General features: G+C 69.9%; 16 protein-coding genes. 3 read left to right on the top strand and 13 right to left on the bottom strand.

Going from position 1 to position 15,376, the window contains the following annotated elements:
* Positions 1-5 precede the first annotated feature (5 nt).
* Positions 6-1,028, bottom strand: coding sequence for a LacI family DNA-binding transcriptional regulator (locus tag ADK66_RS18730; protein ID WP_053657113.1), 1,023 nt, complete (start codon positions 1,026-1,028; stop codon positions 6-8).
* Positions 1,029-1,237: 209 nt separating this feature from the next.
* On the opposite strand from ADK66_RS18730, the gene ADK66_RS18735 reads away from it, so the two are divergent.
* Positions 1,238-1,675, top strand: a complete 438-nt coding sequence (locus ADK66_RS18735) for an iron chaperone (RefSeq protein WP_053657115.1) — start codon at positions 1,238-1,240, stop codon at positions 1,673-1,675.
* An 8-nt stretch (positions 1,676-1,683) separates the two neighbouring features.
* Here ADK66_RS18735 and ADK66_RS18740 read toward each other — a convergent pair whose 3' ends face one another.
* The 7 genes from ADK66_RS18740 to argG form a co-directional block, all read right to left on the bottom strand.
* Complete coding sequence (locus ADK66_RS18740; protein WP_053657117.1) at positions 1,684-2,625, bottom strand: GlxA family transcriptional regulator; 942 nt, start codon at positions 2,623-2,625, stop codon at positions 1,684-1,686.
* Between the two features lie 17 nt (positions 2,626-2,642).
* On the bottom strand, positions 2,643-3,086 hold the full coding sequence (locus ADK66_RS18745) for a DUF6010 family protein (protein ID WP_053657185.1): 444 nt from the start codon (positions 3,084-3,086) through the stop codon (positions 2,643-2,645).
* A gap of 114 nt (positions 3,087-3,200) precedes the next feature.
* Complete coding sequence (locus ADK66_RS18750; protein ID WP_053657119.1) at positions 3,201-4,181, bottom strand: DUF2804 domain-containing protein; 981 nt, start codon at positions 4,179-4,181, stop codon at positions 3,201-3,203.
* A gap of 82 nt (positions 4,182-4,263) precedes the next feature.
* Positions 4,264-5,403, bottom strand: coding sequence for an RNA polymerase sigma factor (locus ADK66_RS18755; RefSeq protein WP_053657121.1), 1,140 nt, complete (start codon positions 5,401-5,403; stop codon positions 4,264-4,266).
* On the bottom strand, positions 5,400-5,807 hold the full coding sequence (locus tag ADK66_RS18760) for a YciI family protein (protein ID WP_053657123.1): 408 nt from the start codon (positions 5,805-5,807) through the stop codon (positions 5,400-5,402). The genes ADK66_RS18755 and ADK66_RS18760 overlap by 4 nt, the downstream gene beginning before the upstream one ends.
* 211 nt (positions 5,808-6,018) lie before the next feature.
* Positions 6,019-7,584 (bottom strand): polysaccharide lyase family 1 protein, encoded by a 1,566-nt coding sequence (locus tag ADK66_RS18765; RefSeq protein WP_053657125.1) that lies wholly within the window; start codon positions 7,582-7,584, stop codon positions 6,019-6,021.
* A 439-nt stretch (positions 7,585-8,023) separates the two neighbouring features.
* Positions 8,024-9,475 carry an argininosuccinate synthase gene (argG, locus tag ADK66_RS18770; protein ID WP_053657127.1) on the bottom strand — a complete coding sequence of 484 codons (1,452 nt, stop codon included), beginning with the start codon at positions 9,473-9,475 and terminating at the stop codon, positions 8,024-8,026.
* 153 nt (positions 9,476-9,628) lie between these two features.
* Here argG and ADK66_RS18775 point away from each other — a divergent pair, with 153 nt between their 5' ends.
* Entirely contained in the window at positions 9,629-10,504 is an 876-nt protein-coding gene (locus tag ADK66_RS18775; RefSeq protein ID WP_053657129.1) for an alpha/beta fold hydrolase, read from the top strand.
* 106 nt (positions 10,505-10,610) lie between these two features.
* A complete protein-coding gene (locus ADK66_RS18780) occupies positions 10,611-11,327 on the top strand; it encodes a hypothetical protein (RefSeq protein WP_053657131.1) in 717 nt (238 codons plus the stop codon).
* 153 nt (positions 11,328-11,480) lie between these two features.
* Here the strand turns inward: ADK66_RS18780 and ADK66_RS18785 are convergent, their stop codons facing one another.
* The 5 genes from ADK66_RS18785 to ADK66_RS18805 are packed head-to-tail and all read right to left on the bottom strand — an operon-like array spanning position 11,481 to position 15,376.
* On the bottom strand, positions 11,481-12,116 hold the full coding sequence (locus tag ADK66_RS18785; protein WP_053657133.1) for a GntR family transcriptional regulator: 636 nt from the start codon (positions 12,114-12,116) through the stop codon (positions 11,481-11,483).
* A 29-nt stretch (positions 12,117-12,145) separates the two neighbouring features.
* Positions 12,146-12,895 (bottom strand): SDR family NAD(P)-dependent oxidoreductase, encoded by a 750-nt coding sequence (locus tag ADK66_RS18790; protein WP_053657135.1) that lies wholly within the window; start codon positions 12,893-12,895, stop codon positions 12,146-12,148.
* 26 nt (positions 12,896-12,921) lie between these two features.
* Entirely contained in the window at positions 12,922-14,067 is a 1,146-nt protein-coding gene (locus ADK66_RS18795) for a CaiB/BaiF CoA-transferase family protein (protein WP_053657137.1), read from the bottom strand.
* Positions 14,064-14,948, bottom strand: coding sequence for a hydroxymethylglutaryl-CoA lyase (locus ADK66_RS18800; RefSeq protein ID WP_053657139.1), 885 nt, complete (start codon positions 14,946-14,948; stop codon positions 14,064-14,066). The genes ADK66_RS18795 and ADK66_RS18800 overlap by 4 nt, the downstream gene beginning before the upstream one ends.
* Complete coding sequence (locus ADK66_RS18805) at positions 14,945-15,376, bottom strand: heme-binding protein (RefSeq protein WP_053657141.1); 432 nt, start codon at positions 15,374-15,376, stop codon at positions 14,945-14,947. Before ADK66_RS18805 ends, ADK66_RS18800 begins: the two co-directional genes overlap by 4 nt.

The following is a 15,376-nucleotide window of genomic DNA, read 5'->3' on the forward strand; positions in this document are numbered from 1 at the left end:
AAGCGTCAGCGGATCGACTCACGAGCCCTCGGCCCGGTGCTGGAGCGCAACGAGATGGGCGGGCTGTACAGGCGGTGCCGGGGCACCGCCCCCGGTTCGGCGATGCTCTCCAACAGCAGCGCCACGGCCTCGGCGCCCATCTCCCGGGTCGGCACGTCCGCGGCGGTCAACGGTGGGCGGAAGTCCTCCGCCCAGTGCTGGGCGGCGACTCCGGTGACGGAGAAGTCGGCAGGCACCGACAGCCCGGCGTTTGTCAGTGCCCGCTGCATTCCGGGCAACGCCGCCTCGTTGATCGTCGCCACCGCCGTCACCTCCCGGTGCGTGGCGAGCAACTGCTCGACGCACGCCTCTCCGGCGGCGGTGTCGTCGCCGCAGCAGACGTCCACTCCGGTCAGCCCCCGCTCCGCGACCGCTTCCCGGAAGCCGGCCAGCGCTCGGTGGCTGGGGCCGTACCCCGCCGCCACCAGCTCGGCGGAGCGGTTCACCAGCGCGACCTGCCGGTGCCCCAGATCGGCCAGATGGTGTACGCAACGGGCGATCAACCCGGCGTAGTCGACGTCGATCCAGCTCATGCCGCGCGGCTCGGCGGTCCGACCGATCGTGACGAACGGCAGGCCCGCCTTGGCCAGCCGGGTCACCCGGTCGTCCTCCAGCCGGATCTCCATGAGGACCACGCCGTCGACCCGGCGGCCGGTGACGATCCGCTCGAACGACCGGTCGTGATCACCACCGGACGGGGACAGCAGCACGTCCAGGTCATGGCGGGCGGCCGCCTCGACGACACTGGCGACGAAGCCCAACTGCATGTCGGTCAACCGCTGACTCGCCGGCGGGATCACCAGCCCGAGGGTGCGGGTGCGCCCCTCCTTCAGGGCACGGGCGCTGGCGTTCGGCCGGTAGTCCAGCTCGTCGATGACCGCCTGGATCCGCTGCCGGGTCGCCTGGGACACCGCCCGCTTGCCGCTCAGCACGTAGGAGACGGTGCTGCGGGACACCCCGGCCCGGCGGGCGATCTCCCCGATGTTCATGTACGCCTCGAATCGACACCTGCCCCGAAGTGGGGACGCAGCATGCTCCGCCGACGCGAGCATATCCGTCCGGATTCCCGTCCCCGGCTCGGCGACAGCTCGGCAGCCCGCACTTTCGATCAGGAATCAAGAAGCACCCCGACGGTCGCCGGACCTAACCTTTTCGCAGGTGGCCGGCACACGCCGAGCCGTGAACGAGGGAGCCGAGAATGTCCACGACCACCACCGATGGTTTCAGCGCCGCCGAGCGCGCCGCGATGAAGGAGCGCGCCGCCGAGATGCGCGCCGAGGGCAGGAAGGGCGCCAAGAAGGCCGACGGGCTACAGGCGGTCCTCGACCGGATCGCGCAGATGGAACCGGAGGATCGCGTGCTCGCCGAGCGCGTGCACGTGGCGATCACCACCGCCGCCCCCGAGTTGGCACCGAAGACCTGGTACGGGATGCCCGCGTACACGAACGCCGACGGCAAGATCGTCGTCTTCTTCCAGGATGCCGGCAAGTTCAACTACCGGTATTCCACGGTGGGCTTCCAGGACACTGCCAACCTCGACGACGGCGACCTGTGGCCCGTGGCGTACGCGCTGAAGGCATGGAGCCCGGCCGTGGAGAAGAAGGTCATCGAGTTGGTGCGTGCCGCGATCTCCTGACCCTCGGCTCAGGTGCCGCGGAAGGCTCGCCGGTACGCCTGCGGGCTGGTGCCGGTGACGAGTTTGAAGCGGTCCCGGAAGGCGGTGGTGGAGCCGAATCCGACCCGGGCGGCGATGCGGTCGACCGGATGGGCAGTGGTTTCCAGGAGGCGCTGCGCCTGGTGGACGCGCACGCGGAGCAGCCACTGCAGTGGGGTGGTGCCGGTCTGGTCACGGAAGCGGCGGTTCAGGGTACGGATGCTCATGCCGGCGTGCTGGGCGATGTCGGCAAGGGTCAGTTCGCGACGGGCGTTGTCGCGCAGCCACGCCAGCAGCGGCTCCAGGGTGATCCCGTCGGGGATCGGTGGTTCGTGCACGATGAACTGTGCCTGCCCGGCGGCGCGTTCCAGCGGCATGACCGACAGTCGGGCGGCGTCGGCTGCCACCGTGGCGCCGTAGTCGCGCCGAATCATGTGCAGGCACAGGTCGAGCCCGGCGGCGGCGCCCGCCGAGGTCAGGAACTGGCCGTTGTCGACGTAGAGGACGTTCGGGTCGACCTGGACCCGCGGAAACTGGGCGGCGAGCACATCGGTGGCGACCCAGTGCGTGGTGGCACGGAGCCCGTCGAGGAGACCGGTGGCGGCCAGGGTGAAGGCGCCACCGCAGATCGAGGCGATACGGGTCCCGTTCGCGGCGGCGGCACGCAGCGCGTCGAGAACGGCGGCGGGGGCGGCGGCGCCCGGGTCGCTGACACCGGGCACGATGATCGTGTCGGCGTCGTCGAGGATGTCCAGCCCCCACGGCACCGCGATGCTGAACGCGCCCGTGGTCACAGTGGGCGCCGCCGCACAGATCCGAACCTGGTAGCCGGCCCTGCCATCGGCCATGCGGGTGCGGTGGAACACCTCCATCGGCGTGGCGAGGTCGAACGGGACGACACTGTCGAGAGCGAGCACTGCCACGGTGTGCATGGCTGAAATCTAGCCAGTCAGGCCTCGACGCTGACGGTTGGCGCGGGTCGGGCCGCACCTGTCGCCCGGCGGCTCACACGGTCGTACATGTCTTTGATCGACAGGCCGCCGGCGAAGCACCACAGGGCGATGACGGGATCGCAGAGGGCGCAGCCGAACGACGAGTCGTGCAGCGACGGGATGAGCGGGGTGCCGCGGCGGTGGTGCAGGACGTCCCACGCGGTGTGCAGCAGCCATCCGACGCCGATGAAGGTGTAGGAGCTGAGCCCGGCGTAACCCACCACGACCAGCACGGCGCAGAAGGCCAGTTCCCACAGGCCGAATCCGCCGCCACTGATGTAGGCGGCACCGGCTCCCGTGACGATGAGCGCGTTCAGACGACGGCGGTGCGGCTCGGGAACAAGGGAGTTGAGGCCTACGTAGACCAGCCCGATGACGATTGGCAGGACATAGCGAAGCATGATCACCTTTTCGGAACTCCGTAACGAAAAGGCAGCCTAAGCAGGGAGAACCGCAGCGGCGAGAGGCGAAATTGCCACACCTCGACGGGTTCCGGCCAGCGGCGCGAAACCGGCCTACCAGCGGTTGCGTGCCTCCTCGGCCCAGCCGACGAGCCCGTCGAGGCTCACCTTCGTCCCGTCGTCGGTCTTCGCCCACCCGGAGAAGTGCCCGAAACACTGGTGCGTCTCGTTCGCGACGACTGCGAGGTTGGTGCGGGCCACCTTCTCGTGGAACGGCTGGAACTCGGCCTCGACCCGGTCGCCGCTGATCCGCCACGGGCGCAGCCAGTCCGACCGGTCGTAGGTCCACCGCAGCTCGTCGCCGATCTTGTGCAGCCGGCCGTCGACGAACAGGCCGTTCTCGGTGACTCCGGTGCCGTCGGTCCACTGACCGCCGAGCTGGATCGCCCGTCCCGGTGCCGCGCCGGCGGCCCAGTTCCAGGTGATCGAGTACGGCCACCTGCCGCGACCGTGGTCCAGCACGGCGAAAGCGTCCGGTCCTCCGATCTCGTACGTCTGGCCGTGCAGCTCAAGCGTGCCGGAAACGGGGCGGCCGACGTCCTTGACCGTGTACTGGAACCGCGTCGGGCTCCACGGAACGACCACTGCGAGCGACTCGTGACCGGCCGGCAGCGGCACCAGCACCTCCAGTCGTACTCCGGAGGTGTTCGCCGAGATGGCGGTGCCGTCCGGACGCTGATCGATCCGGATGTCCAGGTCGCGGCCCCGCGCCCGAACCTCGCCCGCACCGCTGCGCGGCGGCAACACCGCGCCGCGCGCCAGCGGCACCACCACATCGGTCTTCGTCTCGACGCCGCTCTGCCGGTCGAGCACGTAGCTGCTGTGCACACCGGCGTAGTCGAGCGACGAGACGACAAGCCCGACGATGTGTCGTGGCGTGACGATGCCCCAGTACTCCCACCGCTTGGTCCGGCCCCAGCCGCGCAGGTTGGCGGTGTGCAGGGGACGACGCGACCAGCCGACCGCAGCCGGGTTGAGCCGTCCGTCCGGCTGGCACAGGTCTACAGGTGAGGTCAGCTCACGTTCGTGGGTCACGGTGGGGAGGATAGCCGCCACCAGGCATACCACCAGCCGTGACGAGGGCGTGCCGGCGAGGTTGCCTCTCCCGGCGGCGGCGTCAGCGGCGGGCGTTGAGCCGGGCGGCCTGGCGCGTCAGGTGGTCCCGTTCGGCGAGGTTCGGTGCTTTCAACGCCGCTTCGGCGTACAGCCGTGCCGCCGTCGCCAGGTCGCCGTCGCGTTCGCGCAGGTAGGCCGCCACCGCAGTGTGGCGCGGCAGCGCGTCGTCCAGCGCCGCGAGCGCCGCCAGACCGGCGCGTGGCCCGTCGGCCTGACCGACGGCCACCGCGCGGTTCAGCCGTACGACAGGGCTGTCGGTCAGCCGCACCAACTCGTCGTACCACTCGACGATCTGCACCCAGTCGGTCTCCTCGGCGGTGGGCGCGTCGGCGTGCAGGGCCGCGATGGCCGCCTGAGCCTGGTACTCGCCCAGCCGGTCGCGGGCGAGGGCCGCCTGGAGGATCCCGATGCCCTCGGCGATCGACGCGGTGTCCCACCGGCCGCGGTCCTGCTCGGCGAGCGGCACGAGGCTGCCGTCGGGCGCGGTCCGGGCTGCCCGCCGGGCGTGGTGCAGCAGCATCAGGGCGAGCAGTCCCGACACCTCCGGATGGTCGATAGCGGCCGCGAGCTGCCGCGTGAGCCCGATGGCCTCGGCGGCCAGGTCGACGTCTCCCGAGTAGCCCTCGTTGAAGACCAGATAGAGCACGCGCAGCACGGTGGCGACGTCCCCGGGCTGGTCGAACCGCACGCCCGAGACGGTGCGCTTGGCTCTGCTGATCCGCTGCGCCATTGTCGCCTCGGGCACCAGGTAGGCCCGCGCGATCTGGCGGGTGGTCAGCCCACCGACGGCGCGCAGCGTGAGCGCGACAGCCGACGACGGCGTGAGCGACGGGTGCGCGCACAGGAAGTAGAGCTGAAGCGTGTCGTCCACAGCGCGCGCCGGGCCGGGCGCCGGTTCCTCGTCGACGAGGTCCTCGCGCCGCCGACGAGCGGCATCGGAGCGTGTCGCGTCGAGGAACCGGCGCCAGGCCACCGTGACCAGCCAGCCCTTTGCATCCTGCGGCGGATCGGTCGGCCAGACGCGGACGGCCTCGACCAGGGCGTCCTGCACGGCGTCCTCGGCCGCCGCGAAGTCAGCTCCGCGGCGGACGAGGACACCGAGCACGCTCGGCAGGAGACGCCGGAGCAGGACCTCGTTCACTCAGTGATCGTGGGCGGGGCCGTCAGGAACGGGCGCAGCTCAAGCCACTCGTGGATGGGCTTCCCGCCGGCCCCCGGAGCGGCGGACAACTCCCCGGCCAGTTCGACGGCGCGCTCGTAGCTGTCGACGTCGATCACCATCCAGCCGGCGATGAGGTCCTTGGTCTCGGCGAACGGGCCGTCGGTGACCGGCGGGCGGCCCTCACCGTCGTACCTGACGAACGTGCCCTCGGGGGCGAGCGCCTGCCCGTCGACGTACTCGCCGGTGCCTTCGAGCCGGGCCGCGAAGTCGTTCATGTACTGAATGTGCGCCGAGATCTCCTCGGGGGTCCACTTGTCCATGGGGACGTCGTTGACCGCCGGCGGGGCGCCTCGGTAGTGCTTGAGCAGCAGGTACTTGGCCATCGCGTCTCTCCTCGAAGCTGATCCGACCCATTGTGGTCGCGCTCACCCCGGGGACGGAACCAGACCCGCGTTCTCGACATCAGTGCCCGAAAAAGTTGCGCGGACTTGTCGGGCTGGGCACGTGCAGGAGCGTGATTCCGCTCCGACATCACGATGCCGGAGCGGAATCACGCTCTGAGGGGACCCGGTGACGTGTTCGGAAACCAGTCGCCTAGCTGGCGTACGTCTCGAACTCGCCGACCCGCGGCGTACCACTTGAGCTGTTGATCTTGAAGTTGATCTTGGTCAGTGAGGTTGCCGCGAAGCTGATGGAACCCGCCCCGCTGCCGGATGCCAGGACGGCGCCGGTGTCGTTGTTGATGAGCTGCCAGGACCCGATGGAGCCCTGGGTGCCTGACGGTTCACGGATGACCACACGGGACACCCGGGTGGCCGAGCCCCACTTGATCGAGATGGTGCCGGTCGACCCGGCCGGGGACCAGTAGGTGCCGAGGTTGCCGTCACGCACGTTGCCGTAGCTGGTCCCGCTGGCCTTGCTGGATCCGTCCGCGCCGGCGCCGAGGCTGAGGTTGGTCCCGCCCGACGGCGGCGGGGTGGTCGGCGGCGGCGTGGTGGGGGCCGGCGTGGTCGGCGGCGGGGTGGTCGGCGCGGGCGTCGTGGGCGACGGGGTCTGCGGCGAGCAGCTGCCGTTCGACACCCTCAGCCCCGTGTTGGCACCCACCGTCTGACGGATGATGCTCGGCACGCAACTCGCGCCGTCGAGGCTGTACGAGTACGGGATGTTGACAGTGGTGTTGGACGTCGGGTTCGGGCCGGCGGGGTAGTTCTCGCTGCCGGCGCTGGACCAGGTCACGTTGTCGAAGATGTTGCCGCTGACCTGCCAGTAGCCCCGCTCGTTCGTGTAGAACGTGCCCAGCACGTCCTTGGAGTTCTGGAAGTAGTTGTTCTCCACCTTGGCCTTCGCCCCGGCCCGGGAATTGATGCCGGACTCGCGCAGGCTCACGTAGTGGTTGTTGTAGATGTGGGCGGTGCCACCGCGCAGCAGCGGCGTACGGGAGTCGATGTTCTCGTACAGGTTGTGGTGGTACGTGATGAAGCCGTTGGAGAGGTCGCTCTCGCTCGACCCGACCAGGCCACCGCGACCGGAGTTGCGCAGGATGCTGTAGGACAGCGTGACGTACTGCGTGTTGTCCTTCATGTCGAACAGGCCGTCGTAGCCCTCCGACTCGCCACCCGACGCCTCCAGGGTCACGTGGTCGACCCAGACGTTGCGGACCGTGCTCTCCATACCGATGGCGTCACCGCCGTTGGAGGTGGGCGAGCCCGACTTCTTGACGTTCCGGACCGTCACGTTCTGGATGATGATGTTGCTGGAGTCGCGGATGTGGATGCCGAGCTGGTCGAAGACGGCGCTGCCGACCCCAATGATCGTGACGTTGCTGATCTGCTTGAGCTCGATCACGCCATCCGCTGTGTTGCAGCTCGAACCGGACACCTTGCTGGTGTTGCCGTGGTTGATCGTCCCGCTGACCTCGATGGTGATCGGGGTGCTGCTGCTGGCCCGCCCGCACAACGCCGCGTGGATCGCGGTCCCGGTGGTCGCGCGTACCGTCTGCCCGCCCGCGCCGCCGGTGGTTCCGCCGTTCTGGGTGGCGTAGCCGGTGGCGCTCCCGACCGCCGCCGACGCCTGCGGGGTCGACAGGCTCAGCCCTGTCACGATCCCCACGGCCGCCGTGGCCACCACCGCCTGAAGTCGCAGTGCGACTGGTCGTCTCATCTCGCCTCACTTCGTATCGGTTTGGTTCTGCCAGTGCGTGCGGCAGCCGTCGCGGCCGCGCTTCTTCGGCACGGGGGCACCACCGACCGCCCTGAATCGGCGACGGTCAGTCGCAAACAGCTCGCCGGAATGCCACAGCCCAGGAAATGGGGAACCGTCGCGCGAACGGCCCTGCGGCTAGCAGCAATGGTCGATGTGTGGCTGCCCGACCCACGAACGAAACATCGATGTAAGGCAATCGTAGGAAAGCGGTTTCCCTGGAGGCAAGAGCTGACGCTTGCAGGTTTGTTGCAGTGCCGGTGCCGGAGTCGGCGCATCCGCGGTCCCGGCGGCGCGGCTCAGGCGGGTGGCGCCGGCCACCCTCAGGACATCACCACCAACAGCGACGGCCCGCCACGCGGGCTGCGTGGCGGGCCGTCGGGTGAAGATCGAACGCGCGTCAGTCGACGCCGAACTCCATCGCGGCGCGGTCGAGGGCCGCGTCGTCGGCGGACGAGACGCCCCGGGACGCGATCGCCTCCGCGCCGCCCTCCGGCATCGCGCCGATCAACCCGGTCGAGGCGGCCTGCGCGGCCCCGACCATCCGCTGCGAGCTTCCGCCGCCGACGATGCCGAGCGTCGCGTACTGCTCAAGCTTCGCCCGCGAGTCGGCGATGTCCAGGTTGCGCATGGTGAGCTGACCGATCCGGTCCGACGGACCGAACGCCGAATCCTCGGTACGCTCCATCGACAGCTTGTCGGGGTGGTAGCTGAACGCCGGCCCGGTGGTGTCCAGGATCGAGTAGTCCTCGCCCCGGCGCAGCCGCAGCGTCACCTCGCCGGTGACCGCCGTGCCGACCCAGCGCTGCAACGACTCGCGCAGCATCAGCGCCTGCGGGTCCAGCCAGCGGCCCTCGTACATCAGCCGGCCGAGGCGACGGCCCTCGCTGTGGTAGTTCGCCAGGGTGTCCTCGTTGTGGATGGCGTTGACCAGTCGCTCGTACGCGGCGTGCAGGAGCGCCATGCCCGGCGCCTCGTAGATGCCGCGGCTCTTGGCCTCGATGATCCGGTTCTCGATCTGGTCCGACATGCCCAGGCCGTGCCGGCCGCCGATGGCGTTGGCCTCCAGCACGAGGTCGACAGCGCTGCCGAACTCCTTGCCGTTGATCGTCACCGGGCGACCCTGGTCGAAGCCGATCGTGACGTCCTCGGTCGGGATCTCCACGGACGGGTCCCAGAACCGGACACCCATGATCGGCTCGACGGTCTCGATGCCGGTGTCGAGGTGCTCAAGGGTCTTCGCCTCGTGCGTGGCGCCCCAGATGTTGGCGTCGGTGGAGTACGCCTTCTCGGTGCTGTCCCGGTACGGCAGGCCGCGCTCAAGCAGCCACTCCGACATCTCCTTGCGCCCACCCAGCTCGGTGACGAAGTCGGTGTCGAGCCACGGCTTGTAGATGCGCAGCTGCGGGTTGGCCAGCAGGCCGTACCTGTAGAACCGCTCGATGTCGTTGCCCTTGAACGTCGAGCCGTCGCCCCAGATCTGGACGTCGTCGGAGATCATCGCCCGGACCAGCAGGGTCCCGGTCACGGCCCGACCCAGCGGGGTGGTGTTGAAGTACGCCCGCCCGCCGGAGCGGATGTGGAAGGCCCCGCAGGTCAGCGCGGCCAGCCCTTCCTCGACCAGGGCGGCACGGCAGTCGACCAGCCGGGCGACCTCGGCGCCGTAGCTGAGTGCGCGACCGGGCACCGAACCGATGTCGGGCTCGTCGTACTGGCCGATGTCTGCGGTGTAGGCGCAGGGGACGGCGCCCTTGTCGCGCATCCACGCGACCGCGACCGAGGTGTCGAGGCCGCCGGAGAAGGCGATGCCGACACGTTCGCCGATGGGCAGGGAGGTGAGAACCTTGGACACGAGGAAGAGTATGCACCATGCCGCATGGTCATGCATAGTGAAGTGGTCGACGCCACGAGGTTTTAACAATGCGGCGACCTCCCGCCGGAAGCGGCGCTCGGGCCGCGCGATTCGCGCACCTCAATCCCGTCCCGTCGGCCGTAGTCTCACGGGATGACGGAACCGCAGGCGCACACCCTCGCCATAGCCGGTGTCGACCTGGTCTACGACGTTCGCGGCCCGCTGCCGCCGACCGACGGACGCCCACCACTGCTCATGATCGGCCAGCCGATGACGGCTGAGGGCTTCGACGCCCTCGCCCCACTCTTCCCCGACCGCACTGTCGTCACCTACGACCCGCGCGGGCTGGGCCGCAGCATCCGCTCGGACGGCCGGTCCGACCACACACCGCAGCGCCAGGCAGCCGACCTGCACCTGTTGATCGAGGCGCTCGACGCCGGTCCGGTCGACGTGTTCGCCAGCAGCGGCGGCGCGGTGACCGCACTCGAACTGGTAGCCACCCACCCCGGCGACGTCGTCACGCTTGTCGCGCACGAGCCGCCCATCAACGCCGTGCTCCCGGACGCCACCGCAGCCGAGCGCGCCCGCGCCGCCTTCTACGACGCGTACCAGACCAACGGCGCCGGAGCCGGCATGGCCGCGTTCATCGCCATGACGTCCTGGCAGGGCGAGTTCACCGACGCCTACTTCGCCCAGCCCACGCCCGACCCGGCGATGTTCGGCCTGTCGACCGACGACGACGGCAACCGGGACGATCCACTGCTGTCCCAGAATTCGTGGGCGATCACCGACTACGTGCCCGACGCGAACGCGCTCACCGCCGCGCCGACCCGGATCGTGATCGCGGTCGGCGAGGAATCGGCCGGGACGTACACCGCGCGTACGGCCCTGGGCACCGCGGCGCTGCTCGGCCAGGAAGCCGTGGTGTTTCCGAGCCACCACGGTGGTTTCCTCGGCGGTGAGTACGGCTACGCGGGCAAGCCGGAGGAGTTCGCGGCGAGGCTGCGCGACGTCCTCGACGGCCACTGACCCGCACGCTCCGAGACACCGACCCAACCGGCACCCCAACACGACAGAAGGGACATCCGACGCACTAGCATGGCCGTCCGGACGGACTCTGCTGAAATGAGGCGACATGCGGTGGCTCCGGCAGTTGCTGGGCGGCGGCGGGCGGATCCAGCTCGACGCCGAGCGGCAGCAGACACTGCTACACGACGCCCGGCACCGGTACGGCGCCCACGCCCGGATCCGGTTCCCCGAGCAGGTCGAGGCGATCACCGGGATGCTCGACGGTGACGACGGCCTGGTGGTGGCAGCCCAGATCGTGAACCAGGTCGCCGACGAGGCCCATGGCGACCTCCAGGCCCAGGCACACGACATCCACCTACGGACGGGCCGACGGCTCGTGGTGAACCGCCGCAACTACCGGCCACTGTGGAAGGAGGCCGGTCCGGCCCTGCGCTGGCCACTGTTCGCGTTGCCGTCCGGCTTCCACCCGTACGCGCAGGTGACCGCCGCCGTCGCTGTGGTCGGCAGGCAGGCGCCCCGGGTCGACCGGGTGACCGACCCCAACCCCCTGCTGACCCGCATGTTCGAGGTACTCGACCTCACCACCGCCGGCTGGGAGTACGGGCGGGTGCGGGTCGACACCCACGCCGCCACCCTTGCCGACCGGCTGATCTCCAGCACCGGGCAACTCCTCACGGCCGCGGACGATCCGCCCCGGCTGCCGCCTCCGGTCCGGGAACTGATGCGGCGCAACAACACCGTCGCCGTCCACGACCCCAACGGCCCACGCCCGGTGGGTGGCATCAACCTGGGCGCGATGCTGCGCGAACGCCTCCTGGTCTGAAGCCGACGGCGAAGCGCCAGCGCCACTCATGTCGCTGGGGCCGCCTCACCCGTTGCGGTCTCTGTCGTTGTTGAGGCGGCCGCTGCCCGGTCTCGGCGTCTGATCCCTCGGATTCGGTTCGGGCCGGGGTCGCCAGGCATCCCGCCCGACCGGTCAGGGATTGCCGAGCGTCGCGCGGGCGGCCAGAATGTGCGCCCGCATCACCGAACCGGCCCAGGCTCGGTCACCCGCCTCGAGCGCGTCGATCAACTCCCGGTGGTGCGACATGCTGCGTGCCATCGCGGTCTCGTCGTACTGGCGGAACGTACGGTTGACCAGCGGCGTCTGCACGACCGCGCCGAGCAGCGCGCTCAACCGCCGGTTCCGCCCCGCGCCCAGGATGATCTCGTGGAACTGCGCGTTGCACACCGCGATCGGATCCGCCCTGTCACTTCGCTGGCTGGCCGCGTACCCCTCCATCTCCGTGCACAGCGCGCGCAGCCGCGCGATCTCCTCCGGCGTGATCCGCCCCGCTGCCAACTCGGCCCCGTAACCCTCCAGCAGAGCCCGGAGCTCGAAGATCTCCTCCAAGTCCTGCTGACGCCAGGCCGGTACGGTGGCGCCTCGGTTGGCCTCCCAGTCCACCAGGCCCTCGGCGTGCAGCCGGCGCAACGCCTCACGAACAGGGGTACGGCTCACCCCCACCGCGGCAGCCAGATCCTCCTCGGAGAGCTTCTTACCCGGCTCGTATGTCCCACCGAGAAGGCGGTTCTTGATCGATTCATATGCGGACTGAGTGGCTCGGCCCATGCGTCCCCCTTCGTTCACCGATGGTGAACTTACATCGACGCGGTCGACCCGGCGTTCACCGCGTACTCCGACCCGGTCACCTGTCGTGCCCGGTCGCTGGCGAGGAACAGCACCACCTCGGCGACGTCCTCGGGCTCGTTCATCCGCCCGAGCGGTAACCTGCGCAGTTCGTGCACCACGTGGTCGGCGGCGGTGGATACGTCGATGCCCAGCCGGTCGGCGACCGACGCCAGGTACGCGTTCATGGTGGCGGTGCGCGTCGGCCCGGGCGCGACGGTGTTCACCCGGACACCTCGGGGCCCGTACTCCTGGGCCAGCCCCTTGGTCAGGCTGAGCAGCGCGGCCTTGCTGACCGCGTAGTCCAGCATGTAGTGCTTCGGGTGCCGGGCGGCCTCGGACCCGATGTTCACGACGCTGCCGCCGCCCCGACCCGCCATCAGCGGGATGAGCGCCCGGCACAGGCGCACGCAGGACATCACGTTGACCTCCCAGGTGCGCTGCCAGGCGGCGTCGTCGATGTCGGTGAAGGTGTCGCGGTAGGGAGCGACCGCAGCGTTGTTCACCAGCACGTCCGCCGCGCCGTAGCGGTCCGTCACCGCCCGCACCACCGCGTCGACGCCGGCCGCGTCGCCCAGGTCGGCGGCGACCGCCGTACCCGCGCAGGCCGAGATGTCCAGGTCGGCGGAGAGCACCTTGGCGCCCTCGGCGGCGAGCCGGCGGGCCACGGCAAGCCCGATCCCGGAACCGGCTCCGGTGACAACGGCGATCTTGCCCTTCATCTGCCCCCCATGTTGCTGGCTCCCGGTCATCCGGCACCGTCGGTGCCGAGTACCTCGTCGGTGTGCTCGCCGAGCGTGGGCGCGTGCCGCCCGACCGGCAGCGGCGACGCCGACATGATGATCGGCGAGGCGATGCTTCGCAGCCGGCCGGCGACCGGGTGCTCGACCGTCGACACGAAGCCGGATGCGGCCAGCTCCTCGTCCCGCAGGATCTCCTCGTACCCGGCCAGGGGCGCGCATGGCACGTCGATCGCCGTCAGATCCACCAGCCACTCGGCCGTCGTACGCTCGTGCAGCACCTCGGCGACGACCTGGTAGAGGCCGTCGGCATTGGCGATCCGTTTACCCACCGTGTCGTAGTCGGGGTGGTCAAGCAGGTCCGCCCGCCCGACGAGGGTGAGGAACCGCTGCCACTGCTGGCTGGTGTAGATCAGGACGCACAGGTGTCCGTCGGCGGTGGCGTACGGGCGGCGGTTTGGTGCGGCGGTGCGCGGATAGAGAGGCGGCCCGGTCGGAGGATCGAAAGTCCACCCGTCGAGCTGTTCGAGCAGCCCGAAGGCGACCATCGTCTCGAACATCGGTACTTCGACCCGCTGCCCCTCGCCAGTGGCGTCGCGGTGCCGCAGCGCGGCCAGGACAGCGGTGGCCGCGGTCAGACCGGCGATCTTGTCGGCCAGCGGTGTGGTGACGTACCCAGGCTGCTCCTGGTTGACGCTCTGCAACCGGGCGATACCGGAAGCGCCCTGGATCACGTCGTCGTAGGCGGGCCGATCGGCGTGCCGGCTGGTGCTCCGGTAGCCGGGGATGGTGCAGTAGACGATCGCCGGATGCACGGCCCGGATGTCCTCGTAGGCCACCGCCAGCCGGGCCGCGGCGGCCGGGCGCATGTTGTGCACCAGCACGTCGACGGTCGGCACCAGCCGGTCGAGCGCCGCCCGGTCGTCCGGCGTCTTCAGGTCCAGAACGATGCTCTTCTTGCCTCGGTTCATGTTGAGGAACACCGCCGCCATGCCTGGGGTACGACAGGCGCCGAGCTGGCGGGCGATGTCCCCATCCGGCGGCTCCACCTTGATCACCTCGGCCCCGAGGTCGGCGAGCGTCAGCGTGCAGAACGGACCCGAGAAGGTGGAGGTCAGGTCCAGCACCCGCAGCCCGGCCAGCGGCCCGGTCACGGGAACCCGCCGGACCGGCTCAGCATCCCCGGCAGTTGGGTGCCGAAAACACCGCTCAGCCAGCGCGCGTTGTCGATCGCCGCGTCCTGCGAGACGCCCGTGCTGATCCCCGAACGCTCCAGGGCGTACACCACGTCCTCGGTGGCCACGTTGCCGGTCGCCGCCGGTGCGAACGGGCAACCACCGATGCCGCCGACGCTGGCATCGATCGCCCGCGCACCGGCCCCGACGGCGGCGAGCACGTTGGCCAGGCCCAGGTTGCGGGTGTTGTGGAAGTGACCACGCAGGTTCGCCGAGGTGCGCTCCCGGACGGCGGCGAACGCCCGCTGCACCTGGGACGGCACGGCAACGCCGATGGTGTCGGCCAGCGCCACCTCGTCCGGCGCCGCCGGTTCGAGGTCGTCGACGACGCGCAGCACCCGCTCCAACGGGATCTCCCCCTCGAACGGGCAGCCGAACGTGGCGCCGATCGTGACAGACGTGCCCAGCCCGTGATCGCGGGCCATCGGCAGCAGCCTCAACACCTCAGCGACGGCCTCGGCCGACGACATGCCCTGGTTGCGGCGGCAGAAGGTGTCGCTGACGATGACCACGAAGTTGACCTCGGCGACCCGCGCCGCGATCGCCCGGTTCAGGCCGCGCTCGTTCATCACCAGGCCGATCGGCACCAGGTCGGGCTCGTCGCGGACGATCGCCATCAACTCGTCGGCGTCGGCGAGCTTGGGCACCTTTGCGGGGTTGACGAAGCTGGTCACCTCGACCCGCCGGCTGCCCGCCGCGACGGCCCGGCGTACCAGTTCGGCCTTCTGCTCGGTCGGTAGCGTCGCCGGGTGGTTCTGCAGACCGTCCCGTGGCCCGACCTCGACGATCTCGACGCTCAAGACAGCGCCTTCAGGCCGGCCTGTGCGACCTCCATGTCCTGGGTGTAGTGGCCGCCGCTGACGCCGATGCCACCGACCAGCACGTCGTCGACCTTCACCGGGTAGCCACCGCCGAAGGTGACAAGCCGGTCGATGGCGACCGGGGCGCCCATGGCGAGCGGCGCGTCGTCCTTGATGAAGTCGAACCAGCCGTCGCTGCTGAGCCCGAATCCGACAGCCGTGTACGCCTTGTCCTGGGCCAGCTGGACGCTGACCAGAGGTGCGCCGTCCATGCGCTCGTACGCCTTGAGCACCCCGCTCTCGTCGCACACCGCCACGGTGACCGCGAAACCCATCTCGCCGGCCTTGGCCACCGCGGCGTCGACCATCGCCCGCGCGGCACGCGACGAGATCGACTGTTTCTTCACCACGTATGGGTTTTTCGCCAT

The organism is Micromonospora sp. NRRL B-16802, assembly GCF_001279555.1.
GTDB lineage: Bacteria > Actinomycetota > Actinomycetes > Mycobacteriales > Micromonosporaceae > Micromonospora > Micromonospora profundi.

Coding starts and splice junctions, on each gene's coding strand:
- ADK66_RS18805 (WP_053657141.1), bottom strand. CDS start 15,376: ATGGCGAAAAACCCATACGTGGTGAAGAAACAGTCGATCTCGTCGCGT.
- ADK66_RS18765 (WP_053657125.1), bottom strand. CDS start 7,584: ATGAGACGACCAGTCGCACTGCGACTTCAGGCGGTGGTGGCCACGGCG.
- ADK66_RS18780 (WP_053657131.1), top strand. CDS start 10,611: ATGCGGTGGCTCCGGCAGTTGCTGGGCGGCGGCGGGCGGATCCAGCTC.
- ADK66_RS18745 (WP_053657185.1), bottom strand. CDS start 3,086: ATGCTTCGCTATGTCCTGCCAATCGTCATCGGGCTGGTCTACGTAGGC.
- ADK66_RS18760 (WP_053657123.1), bottom strand. CDS start 5,807: ATGGCCAAGTACCTGCTGCTCAAGCACTACCGAGGCGCCCCGCCGGCG.
- ADK66_RS18730 (WP_053657113.1), bottom strand. CDS start 1,028: ATGAACATCGGGGAGATCGCCCGCCGGGCCGGGGTGTCCCGCAGCACC.
- ADK66_RS18775 (WP_053657129.1), top strand. CDS start 9,629: ATGACGGAACCGCAGGCGCACACCCTCGCCATAGCCGGTGTCGACCTG.
- ADK66_RS18740 (WP_053657117.1), bottom strand. CDS start 2,625: ATGCACACCGTGGCAGTGCTCGCTCTCGACAGTGTCGTCCCGTTCGAC.
- ADK66_RS18790 (WP_053657135.1), bottom strand. CDS start 12,895: ATGAAGGGCAAGATCGCCGTTGTCACCGGAGCCGGTTCCGGGATCGGG.
- ADK66_RS18735 (WP_053657115.1), top strand. CDS start 1,238: ATGTCCACGACCACCACCGATGGTTTCAGCGCCGCCGAGCGCGCCGCG.
- ADK66_RS18785 (WP_053657133.1), bottom strand. CDS start 12,116: ATGGGCCGAGCCACTCAGTCCGCATATGAATCGATCAAGAACCGCCTT.